The 16,748-nt window shown below is 42.7% G+C and carries 15 protein-coding genes; 11 read left to right on the top strand and 4 right to left on the bottom strand.

The window, feature by feature from the left end:
* Positions 1-51 precede the first annotated feature (51 nt).
* The 11 genes from BLS46_RS05765 to BLS46_RS05715 all read left to right on the top strand — a co-directional run bounded on the left by BLS46_RS05765 (position 52) and on the right by BLS46_RS05715 (position 13,752).
* Complete coding sequence (locus tag BLS46_RS05765) at positions 52-2,697, top strand: alpha-mannosidase (protein ID WP_093586203.1); 2,646 nt, start codon at positions 52-54, stop codon at positions 2,695-2,697.
* 96 nt (positions 2,698-2,793) lie between these two features.
* A complete protein-coding gene (locus tag BLS46_RS05760) occupies positions 2,794-3,663 on the top strand; it encodes an ROK family protein (protein WP_093586201.1) in 870 nt (289 codons plus the stop codon).
* Positions 3,657-5,537, top strand: coding sequence for a beta-N-acetylhexosaminidase (locus BLS46_RS05755; protein WP_093586199.1), 1,881 nt, complete (start codon positions 3,657-3,659; stop codon positions 5,535-5,537). The genes BLS46_RS05760 and BLS46_RS05755 overlap by 7 nt, the downstream gene beginning before the upstream one ends.
* A 116-nt stretch (positions 5,538-5,653) precedes the next feature.
* The gene (locus BLS46_RS05750; RefSeq protein WP_093586197.1) at positions 5,654-6,769 is read left to right on the top strand and encodes a DUF4767 domain-containing protein; all 1,116 of its coding nucleotides are present in this window, start codon (positions 5,654-5,656) and stop codon (positions 6,767-6,769) included.
* 211 nt (positions 6,770-6,980) lie between these two features.
* A complete protein-coding gene (locus tag BLS46_RS05745) occupies positions 6,981-7,910 on the top strand; it encodes an ABC transporter permease (RefSeq protein WP_000714573.1) in 930 nt (309 codons plus the stop codon).
* Between the two features lie 13 nt (positions 7,911-7,923).
* Positions 7,924-8,844 carry a carbohydrate ABC transporter permease gene (locus BLS46_RS05740; protein WP_000818290.1) on the top strand — a complete coding sequence of 307 codons (921 nt, stop codon included), beginning with the start codon at positions 7,924-7,926 and terminating at the stop codon, positions 8,842-8,844.
* 107 nt (positions 8,845-8,951) lie between these two features.
* Positions 8,952-10,436: an ABC transporter substrate-binding protein gene (locus BLS46_RS05735; protein ID WP_000800425.1), complete on the top strand. Its 1,485-nt coding sequence runs from the start codon at positions 8,952-8,954 to the stop codon at positions 10,434-10,436.
* A 160-nt stretch (positions 10,437-10,596) separates the two neighbouring features.
* Positions 10,597-11,286 (top strand): CPBP family intramembrane glutamic endopeptidase, encoded by a 690-nt coding sequence (locus tag BLS46_RS05730; RefSeq protein ID WP_093586195.1) that lies wholly within the window; start codon positions 10,597-10,599, stop codon positions 11,284-11,286.
* A gap of 68 nt (positions 11,287-11,354) precedes the next feature.
* Positions 11,355-11,651, top strand: coding sequence for a bacteriocin immunity protein (locus BLS46_RS05725; RefSeq protein ID WP_180364056.1), 297 nt, complete (start codon positions 11,355-11,357; stop codon positions 11,649-11,651).
* Between the two features lie 131 nt (positions 11,652-11,782).
* Positions 11,783-12,769, top strand: coding sequence for an oxygen-dependent tRNA uridine(34) hydroxylase TrhO (locus tag BLS46_RS05720; RefSeq protein ID WP_093586191.1), 987 nt, complete (start codon positions 11,783-11,785; stop codon positions 12,767-12,769).
* A 122-nt stretch (positions 12,770-12,891) separates the two neighbouring features.
* On the top strand, positions 12,892-13,752 hold the full coding sequence (locus tag BLS46_RS05715) for a DUF4299 family protein (protein WP_093586189.1): 861 nt from the start codon (positions 12,892-12,894) through the stop codon (positions 13,750-13,752).
* 62 nt (positions 13,753-13,814) lie between these two features.
* Here the strand turns inward: BLS46_RS05715 and BLS46_RS05710 are convergent, their stop codons facing one another.
* The 4 genes from BLS46_RS05710 to BLS46_RS05695 form a co-directional block, all read right to left on the bottom strand.
* A complete protein-coding gene (locus tag BLS46_RS05710) occupies positions 13,815-14,777 on the bottom strand; it encodes a DUF6574 domain-containing protein (RefSeq protein ID WP_093586188.1) in 963 nt (320 codons plus the stop codon).
* A 62-nt stretch (positions 14,778-14,839) separates the two neighbouring features.
* Positions 14,840-15,769 (bottom strand): DUF4097 family beta strand repeat-containing protein, encoded by a 930-nt coding sequence (locus BLS46_RS05705; RefSeq protein ID WP_093586186.1) that lies wholly within the window; start codon positions 15,767-15,769, stop codon positions 14,840-14,842.
* Positions 15,762-16,355 (bottom strand): DUF1700 domain-containing protein, encoded by a 594-nt coding sequence (locus BLS46_RS05700; protein ID WP_093586184.1) that lies wholly within the window; start codon positions 16,353-16,355, stop codon positions 15,762-15,764. Before BLS46_RS05700 ends, BLS46_RS05705 begins: the two co-directional genes overlap by 8 nt.
* Complete coding sequence (locus tag BLS46_RS05695) at positions 16,342-16,668, bottom strand: PadR family transcriptional regulator (protein ID WP_000273860.1); 327 nt, start codon at positions 16,666-16,668, stop codon at positions 16,342-16,344. Before BLS46_RS05695 ends, BLS46_RS05700 begins: the two co-directional genes overlap by 14 nt.
* Between the last annotated feature and the right edge of the window lie 80 nt (positions 16,669-16,748).

Here is a 16,748-nt window from a genome sequence, read left to right as displayed (position 1 = left end):
TTCTTTAGTTAGATAAAAATAAAAATTTAAGTTAGAATGAGGTTTTACTTCATGGAAAATGTTGTCGTACATATTATCTCACATAGTCACTGGGACCGTGAGTGGTACTTACCTTTTGAAAGCCACCGTATGCAGTTGGTGGAGTTATTTGACAATCTTTTTGATCTCTTTGAAAATGACCCTGAGTTCAAGAGTTTCCACTTGGATGGCCAAACCATTGTCCTCGATGACTACTTGGAAATTCGTCCTGAAAATCGCGACAAAGTCCAAGGTTACATCGACCAAGGCAAACTCAAAATTGGTCCCTTTTACATCTTGCAGGATGATTACTTGATTTCCAGCGAAGCCAACGTCCGCAATACCTTGATTGGTCAAGCAGAATGTGCAAAATGGGGCAAATCAACCCAGATTGGTTATTTCCCAGATACCTTTGGAAATATGGGACAAGCTCCCCAAATCCTTCAAAAATCAGGCATTCACGTGGCAGCCTTTGGCCGTGGTGTGAAGCCGATTGGATTTGACAACCAAGTCCTCGAAGATGAGCAGTTTACTTCCCAGTTTTCAGAAATGTACTGGCAGGGTGCTGATGGAAGTCGTGTCCTTGGCATCCTCTTTGCCAACTGGTACAGTAATGGGAATGAAATCCCTGTTGATAAGGATGAAGCCCTGGCCTTTTGGAAACAAAAATTGGCAGACGTGCGTGACTACGCTTCGACCAACCAATGGTTGATGATGAACGGATGTGACCACCAGCCTGTACAGCGAAATCTGAGTGAAGCCATTCGTGTGGCAAATGAACTCTTCCCAGATGTGACCTTTGTGCATAGTTCTTTTGATGACTATATCCACGCAGTAGAAAGTGCTCTGCCTGAGCAACTATCTACGGTTACGGGTGAGTTGACCAGTCAAGAAACAGACGGTTGGTACACACTTGCTAATACTTCTTCATCACGGATTTACCTCAAACAAGCCTTCCAAGAAAATAGCAATCTGCTAGAACAAGTGGTGGAACCATTGACCGTCATCACTGGCGGACATAACCACAAGGACCAGTTGACATATGCTTGGAAAGTCCTTCTACAAAATGCACCCCATGACAGTATCTGTGGCTGTAGCGTGGACGAGGTTCACCGTGAGATGGAAACACGTTTTGCCAAGGTTAACCAAGTCGGAAACTTCGTTAAGACCAACCTTCTCAACGAGTGGAAGGGTAAAATTGCAACCCACGAAGCCCAAAGCGACCATCTCTTTACGGTCATCAACACAGGCTTGCATGATAAGGTTGACACTGTCAGCACAGTGATTGATGTGGCGGTTTGTGATTTCAAGGAATTGCACCCAACAGAAGGCTATAAGAAGATGGCCGCCTTGACTTTACCAAACTACCGTGTCGAAGACTTGGAAGGGCACGCTGTAGAAGCGAAAATCGAAGATTTGGGAGCTAACTTTGAGTATGATTTGCCAAAAGACAAGTTCCGCCAAGCTCGTATTGCTCGACAAGTGCGCGTGACAGTGCCTGTTCACCTGGCACCACTTTCTTGGACAACCTTCCAATTGCTCGAAGGAGAACAAGAACACCGTGACGGTATTTACCAAAATGGAGTGATTGATACGCCATTTGTAACGGTTAGTGTGGATGAAAACATCACAGTCTACGACAAGACAACTCATGAAGCTTATGAAGATGTTGTTCGCTTTGAAGACCGTGGTGACATCGGAAATGAGTACATCTACTTCCAACCAAAAGGAACAGAACCTATCTACGCCGAGCTGAAAGGCTGTGAAGTTTTGGAAAATACAGCTCGTTTTGCCAAGATCTTGCTCAAGCATGAATTGACAATTCCAGTAAGTGCAGACGAAAAACTGGATGCGGAACAAAGAGGCATCATCGAGTTTATGACGCGTGAAGCTGGACGCTCAGAAGAATTGACAACCCTACCTCTTGAAACAGAGATGACCGTCTTTGTTGATAATCCACAAATCCGATTTAAGACTCGCTTTACTAACACAGCCAAAGACCACCGTATCCGTCTCTTGGTTAAGACTCATAACACACGTCCAAGCAATGACTCTGAAAGCATCTATGAGGTGGTGACACGACCAAATAAACCAGCGGCTTCATGGGAAAATCCTGAAAATCCTCAACACCAACAAGCCTTTGTCAGTCTTTATGATGATGAAAAAGGAGTGACGGTGGCCAATAAAGGACTGCACGAGTATGAAATCCTTGGCGACGATACCATTGCCGTGACCATCCTTCGTGCCTCAGGTGAGCTAGGTGACTGGGGTTACTTCCCGACACCAGAGGCTCAGTGCTTGCGTGAGTTTGAAGTCGAGTTTGCTCTCGAATGCCACCAAGCAGGGGAACGCTTCTCAGCCTTCCGTCGTGCCAAAGCCTTCCAAACACCGTTCACTAGTCTTCAGGTTACTAAACAAGAAGGAAGTGTTGCAGCGACGGGCAGTCTCTTGAGCCATGCGGCGCTCAGCTTACCACAAGTTTGCCCAACAGCATTTAAAGTGGCAGAAAATGAAGAAGGATATGTCCTCCGTTACTATAATATGAGTCAAGAAAATGTGCGCATATCAGAACACCAACAAACCATGCTTGACTTACTTGAACGACCATATTCAGTTCATTCAGGACTATTGGCTCCACAAGAAATTCGCACAGAATTGATCAAAAAAGAAGACATTTAACAGTTTTAAAGTGTTCTATAACTAATATTATGAGATAGAAAGGAGGGGCGAAAGAGTAAGGATTGACTACTGATTCGCCCCTTTTTTGGTGAAAATATGACGATTGCAACCATTGATATCGGAGGGACTGGGATTAAGTTTGCCAGTCTGACTCCTGATGGAAAAATACTAGATAAGACAAGTACTCCGACACCAGAAAACTTGGAGGATTTACTGACTTGGCTAGGCAAATGCTTGGCAGAGAAAGATTATAAGGGCATTGCCATGAGTGTACCAGGTGCGGTCAATCAAGAAACAGGGGTGATTGAGGGAATCAGTGCCGTACCTTACATCCATGGCTTTTCTTGGTATGAAGCTCTTGCTCATCATCAGCTCCCTATCCATCTAGAAAATGATGCCAACTGTGTTGGGCTGAGTGAACTGCTGGCTCACCCAGAGATTGAAAATGCAGCTTGTATCGTGATTGGGACTGGAATCGGCGGAGCTATGATTATCAATGGCAAGCTTCACCGAGGTCGCCACGGCTTGGGAGGAGAGTTTGGCTACATGACAACCATTGCACCAGCAGAAAAGCTCAACAACTGGTCGCAACTAGCATCTACAGGGAACATGGTTCGATACGTGATTGAAAAATCTGGTCAAACTGACTGGGACGGACGCAAGGTTTACCAAGAAGCTGCAGCAGGCAATGCTCTTTGTCAAGAAGCCATTGAGCGTATGAACCGCAATCTGGCGCAAGGTTTGCTCAATATCCAGTATCTCATCGACCCAGATGTCATTAGTCTGGGAGGCTCCATCAGTCAGAATCCAGACTTTATCCAAGGTGTCAAGAAGGCTGTCGATAACTTTGTCGAAACCTACGAAGAATACACAGTCGCACCAGTTATCCAAGCTTGCACCTATCATGCAGATGCCAATCTCTATGGTGCCCTTGTCAACTGGTTGCAGGAGGAAAACCAATGGTAATTTTTACAGGACTTAGTTTCAAACAAACTCAGGCAATCGACTTGCTAACAAAGCATATCTCTTTACCAGATGTGGAAGTTGCAGTCGCTCAGTCTGACCAAGCCTCTATCTCTATCAAGGGTGAGGGTGGTCACTATCAACTGACTTATCGCAAACCCCATCAACTTTACCGCGCCTTGTCAGTGCTAGCAACAGCTCTAGTAGAAGGTGACAAAGTAGAGATTGAGGAACAGGCAGCTTATGAGGATTTGGCCTACATGGCAGACTGTTCTCGAAATGCGGTGCTCAATGTGGCTTCTGCCAAGCAGATGATTGAGGTCTTGGCACTCATGGGCTACTCAACATTTGAGCTTTACATGGAAGACACCTATCAGATTGAGGGGCAGCCATACTTTGGTTACTTCCGTGGGGCTTATTCAGCAGAGGAGTTACAGGAAATCGAAGCTTACGCCCAGCAGTTTGACATGACCTTTGTGCCTTGCATCCAGACCTTGGCTCATTTGTCGGCCTTCGTTAAATGGGGTGTCAAAGAAGTGCAAGAACTCCGTGATGTAGAGGACATTCTCCTTATCGGTGAAGAAAAAGTTTATGATTTGATTGACGGGATGTTTGCCACTCTGTCTAAACTGCAGACACGCAAGGTCAATATTGGGATGGACGAAGCTCACTTGGTTGGTTTGGGGCGCTACCTCATTTTGAACGGTGTTGTGGACCGTAGTCTCCTCATGTGTCAACACTTGGAGCGCGTGCTGGATATTGCAGACAAGTATGCTTTTCACTGCCAGATGTGGAGTGATATGTTCTTTAAACTCATGTCAGCGGATGGCCAGTATGACTGTGATGTGGAAATTCCCGAGGAAACTCGTGTCTACCTAGACCGTCTCAAAGACCGTGTAACCTTGGTTTACTGGGATTATTATCAAGATAGCGAAGAAAAGTACAATCGTAATTTCCGCAATCACCACAAGATTAGCCAAGATATCGCCTTTGCAGGTGGTGCTTGGAAGTGGATTGGTTTCACACCCAACAACCATTTCAGCCGTCTCATCGCTATGGAGGCCAACAAAGCCTGTCGTGCCAATGACATCAAAGAAGTCATCGTGACAGGTTGGGGGGATAATGGTGGTGAAACAGCCCAGTTCTCTATCCTACCCAGCTTGCAAATCTGGGCAGAACTTAGCTACCGCAATGACCTAGACCGTTTGTCTTCTCATTTCCAGACCAATACAGGTCTATCAGTTGAGGATTTCATGCAGATTGACCTTGCTAACCTCTTGCCAGACTTGCCAGGCAATCTCAGTGGTATCAATCCCAACCGCTATGTCTTTTATCAGGATGTTCTTTGCCCGATTCTTGACAGACACATGACACCTGAACAGGACAAACCGCACTTCGCTCAGGCCGCTGAAACGCTTGCTGAAATCAAAGAAAAAGCTGGGAATTATGCCTATCTATTTGAAACTCAGGCCCAGTTGAACGGCATTTTAAGTAGCAAAGTAGATGTGGGAAGACGCATTCGTCAAACTTATAAAGTCGGTGACAAAGTCAGCTTGCAGCAAATCGCCAGAGAAGAATTACCAAAACTCAGAAGTGAGATTGAAACCTTCCACAAACTCTTTAGTCAACAATGGCTGAAAGAAAACAAGGTCTTTGGTTTGGATACGGTTGATATCCGTATGGGCGGACTCTTACAAAGGATCAAGCGCGCAGAAAGTCGCATCGAGGCTTATCTGGCAGGGCAGATTGACCGCATCGAAGAATTAGAAGTCGAAATCCTTCCATTTAATGATTTTTATGGAGACAAGTATTTCGCAGCCACAACAGCCAACCAGTGGCATACGATTGCGACAGCTTCGACGATTTATACGACCTAGAAATTTATCACAGATAGTTAAACATCTCCTTTTAAATACATGGAGATGTTTTTTTGATTTGGAGATAGGGTAGGAGTATAATGAAGGTATAAAGATAATAGTTTGGAGGTCTGATCATGAAAAAGCTACTACTAGTTCTAGGTGCGAGTGTGCTAGTTTTATCTGCCTGCCATAAATCGACAGAGGATAGAGCACCTAATCCATCAACACCGAGGGAGCAACAAACAAAGGAAGTAACCAACTATTTTCACTACCTAGCGGACTCCTATCAAAAGGCTCTTTCCCACGAAAAAGAATCCAAGGATGCAGCCGTCCAATCACCGATGGCTGCTACGGTTGTAGCCATGGAAGAGCTTCAGTTGTCTAATCCGACTGACCAAGCCTTGATTATGAAGAACTACTCGGATTTTCAGAAGCTAATCCAGTACAACACCGAAAAGTGGCAGGAAGAGTTTGCAAGCTGGGCTTCTTCTATGGGGCAGTCCTATCATAGACTAGAGCATACAAACTTTGATGAAAAAAATGAACTCATCAAAAAAATAGAAACAACAACTGTTTCCCAGAAAAGAGTCAGATGGAATCTTTTCGGGGTATCCAGTGACAATGCCTATGACTACTTGATTTTGGATGCCTACTATGACAATCAGGACAAACATTTCTACTTATTTACACTGAAAGATGGGCAAGCACAGGTCTTGCATACAGATAAGACGCTAGAAACTATCAGTGCTGCGAATTTTGAAGAGACTAAAAACACGGATTTAGCGCAGCGTTTTAAGGAGTTTCTTTCCAAAACTAGTGTAACTATAGAGGATAAGCCAGTTGCAGATAATAGGTCTCTAAGAGACAAGATAAAAAAAGCAATGAGATCTTATTCGGATAGTAAAGGTGAAGTATTCAAGTCAACCAATTTGGCTACCTATGGTAAGTACTATGGACTTGCAGTGCCAGACCAGATAATGCAATTTGGACAAGTGGATGGAATGAATTATACTTTTAAATGGTATGGCTATATTGCAGGTTCAGGTTCTAGGCGGTTCGATATCCTAGCTTGCTATGTGAATGAAGCAGGGACAGAGGTGATTCTCTTTGGTTACAAGGATGGCAATCCTGCTCTTTTACACACCGAAGGAAGACCAGAGATTGATAAAAATGAATCAGGGGCTATCATAAATGCTCAGGTTCATTTTGTTGTGTTTCATCATCCAGTATTGGAACAAGTTTTCAATTAGTAAAGCGGAAATACACTTATCGCATGCAAAGCGTTTCTCGTGAAACATCCTTCTTATATAAAAAACTTCTCCACATAAAATAATTTGTGGAGTTTTTTCTATAATTAGTAGTTTAACCTAGCCTTCAAATAGGAGTATACTAATAATGTAATCGTTATCAAACCTAAAAATTCGATGAAATCAGTTTTTAGGAATAAAATGGGAGGAAATTATGAAAAAGTTTTCAAAGACCTTGAGAGATAACTGGATTTTTCTCTTGATGGTTTTACCAGGGGCACTTTGGTTGATTCTATTCTTCTACATCCCAGTATTTGGAAATGTGGTCGCCTTCAAAGACTACCATATGAGTGGCGAAGGATTTATCCACAGTATTATGAATAGTAAGTGGGTTGGTTTCGATAACTTTAAGTTCTTATTTAGTTCTAAAGATGCTTTTATTATCACTCGTAATACCGTTCTTTACAACCTTGGATTCATCTTTATTGGTTTGATTGTGTCGGTTGGAATTGCCATCATCCTCAGCGAGCTTCGTTCTAAGAGAATGGTTAAAATTTTCCAAACGTCTATGTTATTCCCTTACTTCTTGTCATGGGTTATCATCAGTTTCTTTACAGATGCTTTCCTAAACATTGACAAAGGGGTTATCAACCGTTTCTTGGAAACCATTGGTGTGAAAGGGATTAACTTCTATGCAGACTTAGGTATTTGGCCATATCTTCTCCTTTTCTTAGGTATCTGGAAAGGCTTTGGATATAGCAGTGTCATGTACTATGCGACGATCATGGGAATTGACCCAACTTACTACGAAGCAGCAACAGTGGACGGGGCTAGCAAGTGGCAACGGATTCGCAACGTAACCATTCCACAGTTGACACCGCTTATAACTGTTTTGACCATCCTTGCAGTCGGAAACATCTTCCGTGCAGACTTCGGTCTTTTCTACCAAATCCCTCACAATGCTGGTCAGCTCTACAATGTAACCAACGTACTAGATGTCTATGTCTATAATGGTTTAACTCAAACAGCAGATATTGGTATGGCATCAGCAGCTGGTCTTTATCAGTCCGTTGTCGGTTTGATTCTCGTTATCTTCTCAAATATACTTGCAAGACGAGTCGATCCAAATTCAGCACTATTCTAGAAAGGAGGAAAGCATGGCAGAAAAAATTAAAAAAGCAAAAATTGATAATGTCGGCATTCACTCCTTTAGTAAGAAGGCAGATATATTCTTCAGTATTATTTCTGGATTGATTGCTCTCTCTTGTATCTTGCCCTTTATCTTTGTCATCATGATTTCTATCACAGATGAAAAGAGCATCCTTCAACATGGATATAGCTTTTTTCCATCACAGTTTGGATTAGATGGTTTCGAGTTTTTGGCTCAGTTTAAAGATAAGATACTACAAGCGCTCTTTATCTCAGTATTTGTAACAGTAGTCGGAACTTTGACAAACGTCTTTATCACAACCACTTATGCCTACGCCATTTCACGGACAACCTTTAAGTACCGCAGATTCTTTACGATTTTCGTCCTACTTAGTATGTTGTTCAATGCTGGTTTGGTACCAGGTTATATCGTGGTAACTCGCTTGCTTCAACTGGGTGATACAGTTTGGGCCTTGATTGTTCCTATGCTCCTTTCACCATTCAACATCATCTTGATGCGTTCTTTCTTCAAGAAGACCATTCCAGAAGCCATTCTCGAATCTGCTCGTATCGATGGTGCTAGTGAAGCCCGGATCTTCTTCCAGATCTGTTTGCCATTGTCACTTCCAGGTATCGCCACCATCACGCTCTTGACAGCTCTTGGTTTCTGGAACGACTGGTTCAACGCCCTTCTTTACATCAAGAGTGACAACTTGTATCCATTACAGTATTTGCTCATGCAAATCCAGCAAAATATGGACTACATTGCCAAAGCAGTCGGCCTTTCTGGTCAACTGGGAGTTGCTCTTCCAAAGGAAACAGGACGTATGGCCATGGTTGTGGTTGCAACCCTTCCGATTGCAATTCTGTATCCATTCTTCCAACGCTACTTTGTAAAAGGTTTGACCATCGGTGGTGTGAAAGAATAGGACTTACTGAGAAACACCGTTTCTCCCTTCCCAACTTCATCCTAGTGACTGAAGTTACAATCATTAAATCGTTTATAAGTTTAAAAATAAAAAAAGGAGTTTTTATCATGAAAAACTGGAAAAAATATGCTTTTGCATCTGCTAGCGTAGTCGCTTTGGCTGCAAGTCTTGCTGCTTGTGGAAACCTTTCAGGCAACAACAAAAAAGCTGCAGACTCAGGATCAGGAGAAAAACCTGTTATCAAAATGTATCAAATCGGTGACAAACCAGACAACTTGGATGAATTGCTAGAAAATGCAAACAAAATCATCGAAGAAAAAGTTGGTGCTAAATTGGATATCCAATATCTTGGATGGGGTGACTACGGTAAGAAAATGTCAGTTATCACATCATCAGGTGAAAACTACGATATCGCTTTTGCAGATAACTACATCGTAAACGCTCAAAAAGGTGCTTATGCTGACTTGACAGAATTGTACAAGAAAGAAGGAGCAGAGCTTTATAAAGCACTTGACCCAGCTTACATCAAAGGAAACACTGTAAACGGCAAGATCTACGCTGTTCCAGTTGCGGCTAACGTTGCATCTTCACAAAACTTTGCCTTCAACGGAACTCTTCTTGCTAAATACGGTATCGACATTTCAGGTGTAAATTCATACGAAACACTTGAACCAGTCTTGAAACAAATCAAAGAAAAAGCTCCAGATGTAGTACCATTTGCAGTTACTAAGAACTTCATCCCTTCTGAAAACTTTGACTACCCAGTAGCAAACGGACTTCCATTCGTTATCGACCTTGAAGGGGATACTACTAAGATCGTAAACCGTTACGATGTTCCTCGTTTCAAAGAACACTTGAAGACTCTTCACAAATTCTACGAAGCAGGATACATTCCAAAAGACGTAGCAACAAGCGACACTTCATTTGACCTTCAACAAGACACTTGGTTCGTTCGTGAAGAAACAGTAGGACCAGCTGACTACGGTAACAGCTTGCTCTCTCGTGTAGCTAACAAAGACATCCAAATCAAACCATTCACTAACTTCATCAAGAAAAACCAAACAACTCAAGTTGCTAACTTTGTCATCTCAAACAACTCTAAGAACAAAGAAAAATCAATGGAAGTGTTGAATCTCTTGAACACTAACCCTGAACTCTTGAATGGACTTGTTTACGGTCCAGAAGGCAAGAACTGGGAGAAAATTGAAGGTAAGGAAAACCGTGTACGTGTCCTTGAAGGATACAAAGGAAACACTCACATGGGTGGATGGAACACTGGTAACAACTGGATCCTTTACATCAACGAAAACGTTACAGACCAACAAATCGAAGATTCTAAGAAACAATTGGCAGAAGCTAAAGAATCTCCAGCGCTTGGATTCATCTTTAACACTGATAGCGTGAAATCTGAAATCTCTGCAATCACTAACACAATGCAACAATTCGATACAGCTATCAACACTGGTACTGTAGATCCTGATAAAGCTATTCCAGAATTGATGGAAAAATTGAAATCTGAAGGTGCATACCAAAAAGTATTGGATGAAATGCAAAAACAATACGACGAATTCTTGAAAAGCAAAAAATCATAAGACAAACTGATTTCGTGTATTCATTCCTAATTCCTAAAAATGTGATCACTGCCTTCCTTAGTTTCCTAGGGGAGGTAGTGATTTTTAGGATGTAAAAATGAAAAGAGTAGTTCTAAGAGTTTTGGCGATGTGATACACATACATCTATAGGGGATTTATTATGAAAAAATATCGTCTTCTTTTCAAAATGAGTGCTGTCTTCTCTTACCTATTTTTCGTATTTGGTCTTTCTCAGCTGACGTCTATTGTTCAAAATTATTGGCAATTTTCTTCCCAGATTGGCAATTTCTTCTGGATTCAAAATATCTTGAGTTTGCTATTTAGCGGAGTCATGATTTGGATTCTGGTTAAGACAGGCCATGGTTATCTCTTTCGCATTCCAAGAAAAAAATGGCTTTGGTATTCGATTTTGACAGTATTAGTGGTAGTGCTCCAGATCTCTTTTAACGTTCAGACAGCTAAACATGTCCAGTCAACTGCGGAAGGTTGGGCTGTATCGATTGGTTATAGTGGGACTAACTTTGCAGAGCTAGGTATCTATATAGCCCTGTTCTTTCTGATTCCACTGATGGAAGAGTTAATCTATAGAGGATTACTGCAACACGCCTTTTTTAAAGATTCGAGATTTGCTCTTGATTTGCTTCTTCCGTCCATTTTATTTGCTCTCCCTCATTTTTCAAACTTTCCTAGTCTGTTAGATATCTTCGTCTTTGCAACAGTTGGAATCATCTTTGCTGGTTTGACCCGCTATACCAAGAGCATTTATCCTTCCTATGCAGTGCATGTGATCAATAATATTGTAGCGACATTACCATTTTTACTGACTTTTTTACATAGGGTGTTTGGGTAAAATACTGGCAGGCGAGTTTGGGATTATAGTGTTTCAATTTATAAGCGAATTTCAGGAGGAAAATGAGAATGACACCATTAAAATGGTTTGTAGGAGGAAGTGAAAGGCGTTGTGAAGCCATGACCATCATAGATTATCTATTGGAAGATATAAAGGCTGCGCCTCAACTGACTCCCCTGAAAAATCAGTTAGTGATTTATCAAAAACGATTAGAGGATGATGGAACCTCTACTCCATTTATTCTGAGCCAAATGAACGTCGACATCTCACGTGTGTTGATTGATAACAAGCTAAGTTTGTCAGAAAGTCAAGCTAAGCAAATCAAAAAATTGAGAGAATTATCTGCGATTCGCTATGGTTACTGATAAAGTGCAGTGGCAGGTCTCTCTATACAATTTCCGGTCAAATAAATTGCATTCGTTTTCCCAAGTGGGTATACTAGAATAGTTGAATGAAAAATTCTGAAAATTTAAGAATAGAAAAGAGAACAAATCTTATGGTAAAAGATATTCGTGTCTTACTTTACTACCTTTATACCCCAATTGAAAATGCAGAGCAATTTGCTGCAGACCACTTGGCTTTCTGTAAATCAATCGGCCTTAAAGGTCGTATCCTAGTCGCTGACGAGGGAATCAACGGAACCGTTTCAGGTGACTACGAAACAACTCAAAAATACATGGACTACGTTCACAGCCTCCCAGGCATGGAAGACCTCTGGTTCAAGATTGACGAAGAAAGTGAACAAGCCTTCAAGAAGATGTTTGTTCGCTACAAGAAAGAAATTGTCCACCTTGGTTTGGAAGACAACGATTTTGACAACGATATCAACCCACTTGAAACAACAGGTGCTTACTTGTCTCCAAAAGAGTTTAAAGAAGCCCTTCTTGATGAAGATACAGTGGTCCTTGACACACGTAACGATTATGAGTACGACCTAGGACATTTCCGTGGGGCTATCCGCCCAGACATCCGCAACTTCCGTGAGTTGCCACAATGGGTTCGTGACAACAAGGAAAAATTCATGGACAAGCGTGTCGTGGTTTACTGTACAGGTGGCGTTCGCTGTGAGAAATTCTCAGGTTGGATGGTCCGTGAAGGCTACAAAGACGTCGGTCAATTGCACGGAGGAATCGCAACTTACGGTAAAGACCCAGAAGTCCAAGGTGAACTTTGGGATGGGAAAATGTACGTCTTTGACGAGCGTATCGCAGTTGATGTTAACCATGTCAACCCAACCATCGTAGGGAAAGACTGGTTTGATGGAACACCATGTGAACGTTATGTCAACTGTGGAAATCCCTTCTGTAACCGTCGTATCCTAACATCAGAAGAAAATGAAGACAAGTACCTTCGTGGATGCTCACACGAGTGCCGTGTTCACCCACGCAACCGCTACGTCTCAGAAAATGAATTGACACAAGCAGAAGTGATCGAGCGCCTAGCCGCTATCGGTGAAAGCTTGGATCAAGTCGCTACTGTATAACATCAAACAGCTCCTCAGGGGCTGTTTTTCTATGCTTTTTATCTAAAAATCTAAAATTTGTTTCTGTATCTTTCAGGAAAATAGGGTATACTATGTGTAAACGATTTCAAAGGAGGCCAGTTATGGCGAAAACATTTTTTATCCCAAATAAAGAAAGCATCCTAGGGCAACAGGAGGTCTTGACTGCCAAGTCCATCTTAGCCTTGGTAGAGGGCTTGGAGTCGCATAGTTATGATGCAGTCTATCTCCGTCAGCCCCTCAATCGTCTCGAATACATGGAGTGTGGGATTGTAGGTCAGTCGCAATTTCTCTTTAAAGTGAACTATGCGGATAGTCGAAAAGGCTATCAAGTGGTGATTCCAGATTTCCTTACTAGGGCGGACTGGGAGATTGTAGAAGCTCTCCTCCAAGCCCTATCAAACAAGTTGGGGCAAGTGGTAGAAGGGCTAGAAGGCTTTGATTTTGAAGCTTATTTCCGAGAAACGGTCAAGCATTATCTATCTGACAAAGCGGCTCGTCTAGTATATTGCCAAGGGCTCTTGGCCCCTATCTATCTCAATAAGGAATACCTCGAGAGCTTTTTGGCTGAGGATGGATTGGCACATTTTGAAGAGTTGGTCAAGAAGGTTCAAGGCTCTGATGCCTACCTTGCCAGTGTGAAATTTTACCCAGATGCTCAAGGCAAGGTGCACGGTATCTATCACCTAGCCCAAGGAGTCAAGACGATTTTGCCAAAGGAACCCTTTGTACCAGCTCCTTATACCGATCAGCTGGCAGGCAAGGAGCTTGTTTGGGAGATTGACCTAGTGACGATTTCTGGTGATGGGTCCAAAGCAGAAGACTATGAATCCATCGCTCGCTTGGATTATGAAAAATTCCTAGAGTCACTACCAAAAGCATTTTACCAGCAATTAGATGCTAATCAATTAGAAGTACAAGCCATCTTAGGACAAGACTTTGAAGGATTGGTAACCATCAAGTAGCCATTGTCCAAAAAAGAGTAAGCATAAAAATCCCTGTCATTAATAAATGGCAGGGATTTTGGTTAAAAGAATGTCAGGATGCGAAGGTAGTCCACTGTCAGCGCAAGCTCTGCAATGAAGAAGGGCAAGAGAATAGCAGCATCAAGTAAGACAGCTAGTAAGAAACGATAAAATGGGTCAAGGCTACTGGTCTTACTTGGCTTGCTAATCACAAAGAGATTACCAAGGGCAAAGATGGCCATGCTTAGAAGAGTGAGGATACCAGCAAATCGTAAGCCACCAAAGAGTGCAAAGAAACTTGCTAGAGCTGTTAGGACAAGTGGGATAGCAAAGAGTCTGCTATACCGATCAAAGGCTTCTTGGAATGTGAAGTCGCTCTCCTGGTCCAGCACACGTCGGACAGTAAAGCCTCCCAAAATGATGGAAAAGTAAAATAGAGCGCTAGCGACCAAGATAGAAAGGCCAGCAAAGAGATCCAAAGGTGGGAGCTGGTTAGGAGAACCATTAGCAATAGAAATCATATAGCCATAGTAGAGGTGTTTGATATGATAGATACTAAAGAAAAGGTTGATTGATGACAGCAAGGTGAGCAGGGCAAAGACACTGTAACGATGCTTTTGGTCCGTATTCTTGCTGGCAGTTGGTTCTTGGATAGCGTCCAGAAGCCAAGTCCAAAATAGTGCGATTTCTTCTTTGAATCGAGCAGTTTTGCGGGGGTCAATATCTGGGATATAGGGACTATCTAAAGCCTTGCTGAGGATGTTTTTTTCTTTTGTAGGGTTCTCTTGGTTGCCTTTCTCTTCAGCTTTCCCTTCTCCCTCTTCCTCGGTTTGGGTTTCCTCAGCCATTTCGGGAGCTTCCTCCTCATGCGTTTCCGACTCTTTAGGTGAGATAGGAGTTTCTTGGCTTGCTTGTGGTTCGGTCTCCACAGTTTCCGAAGTCTCTGGTTGGTCGGGCTGGATTTCCGATTTCGTCTGAGCTGATTTCTTCTCAAGATCGGCGCTTTCAAACCATTCTTGTGTCATGGTGGAACCTCCTTTTTTATGGTCGTTTTCTATCTTTAGACTAGCAGATGAAAGCGTTTTTGTCAATGGTTTCTAGATGGAGCAGAATGCTCCTCTTTAGGTAGGTAGATATCCTGGTTGGCTTTTGCAATGAGTAAATCCTTGATATCTGCTTTTTCGGTTTTATAAGGGTTGGCAAGTACATTCTCTTTTTGTCCACGATGTTCTTCTTTGGGTTGACGATAGATACCACCATGCTGAGAAGAAATTTCTAGATTGATACGGTCAGTCTCTTTCTGGGAGAGAATGAGTGTTAGAGTGGAATGGGCTTCTAGCTCAACCTTGCCGTGAACCTGGATATTCTCAGCATAGATGTGTGCTCCCTCCGTCTTGACCTGACTATCTGTCAATTCGGTATCAAAGATATTGATGATATGAGGTGTCGTTAGTGTGCTGTTTTTGATAGAACTTTCTGTTAGTCTTAAGAGATAGCCTTTTGCTTTGATTGTTGCGTTTTCAAGATTGGCTTGACGAATATTGGTTTGTCCACGATTGGCTGAGACGGTGATAGCTTGCAGCTTTCTTCCTTTAGGTAGGGAGAGAACGACTTCGTCAAAACGATTAGAATAGTTGCTAGCGATACGAAGTAGGCCTTCGATTCCTGAACCGAGAAAACGATGTTGGGAGGCTTGTTTGTCAGTGACGCTCAGTGTTTTGTCACTCATGCCAGTAGTCAGATCGTGACGACCAGACACGGAAGGATGATAGGTGATATGGATCTTGTCATCTACAGATTCTGTGATGGTTAGGCTGTGTTCCTCAAGGGTCAAATCAAGTTTTTCCACCTCACTTCCAAAGGTCACTTCTTCGATACGACTGTCATAGACGGGGTCTTTTGACATGGCAAGCAAACTTTGAATACCATTGGACTGGGCGCCTACAATGATCATGATAAAACCAAGGATTGTAGAAACCACACCAAAAATGAGAAATCCTTTCGTCAATTTACGCATGTCTGTCACCTCTCTTTCCTTTTTTAAGAATCCATTGCACCAAGCGGACGATTAGGAGGCCAAAGAAACGGGCTACATAGGAGATACCTAGTAGAACAAGAGAAGAAGCACCGATAGAAAGCAAACCGGCCCCGAAAATCAAGATAAAGGCAGATTTGGCTTCGACCAGAACACTAAAGCTCTCTATGATAAAGAGTCCACCTAGCAGGATACCCGTCACCGAAACAGCGAAAAAGGCTAGAATGACGGAGACAGCTGCGATAAAAATACCGATGATGGCCATGAGGATGCCGATCCCGACCGGAATTCCGATAGGAGCTACTAGCAGGGCCAAGAGGGCAATGTGTAGCAGTTGACGGTCATTCTTTTGAGCAGGGGCTTCATTGACTTTTTTATCGAGAAGATCAGAGAGGATATCATGGGCAGCTTCTTTTGGAGTTCCCAGACTGGCAATGAGTTCCTCTTCGCCCTCTGAACCCGCATCGTCAAATAGTTCCTTAAAGTAGTCCATAGCTTCGATGCGGTCAGCTTCAGGCAGTTTATGGAGATAGGTTTCTAACTGAGTCAGATAGTCAGTTCTTGTCATGGCGGATACTCCCTTCTATGATGCCGTTGACGGTGTCGGTATAGAGCGTCCACTCTTCCTTTAGAGTAACGAGCTGCTCTACGCCCCGATTGGTCAAGGAGTAGTATTTGCGCATACGCCCCTGAAACTCTCTAGAGTAGGTGGTCAGAAAGCCACTGGCTTCCAGTTTTTTGAGAATGGGATAGAGCGTAGATTCTTTGATATTGGCGATGAGCTTAATGGTTTGACTAATCTCATAACCATAAGAATCCCCCTGCTCCAGTACAGCCAAGATGAGAAACTCAATCAAGGCAGAGGATGTTGGGAAGTACATGGGGAAACCTCCTTTATATTATATAAAAATTTTATATATACTCTTTTCAAATATATTGTATCTCAAGTTGAAAGCCCTGT

This window comes from Streptococcus sp. NLAE-zl-C503 (assembly GCF_900104285.1).
Classification (GTDB): domain Bacteria; phylum Bacillota; class Bacilli; order Lactobacillales; family Streptococcaceae; genus Streptococcus.
The sequence above is the reverse complement of the archived record's forward strand: the minus strand, read 5'-3'. Positions and strand labels throughout refer to the sequence as shown.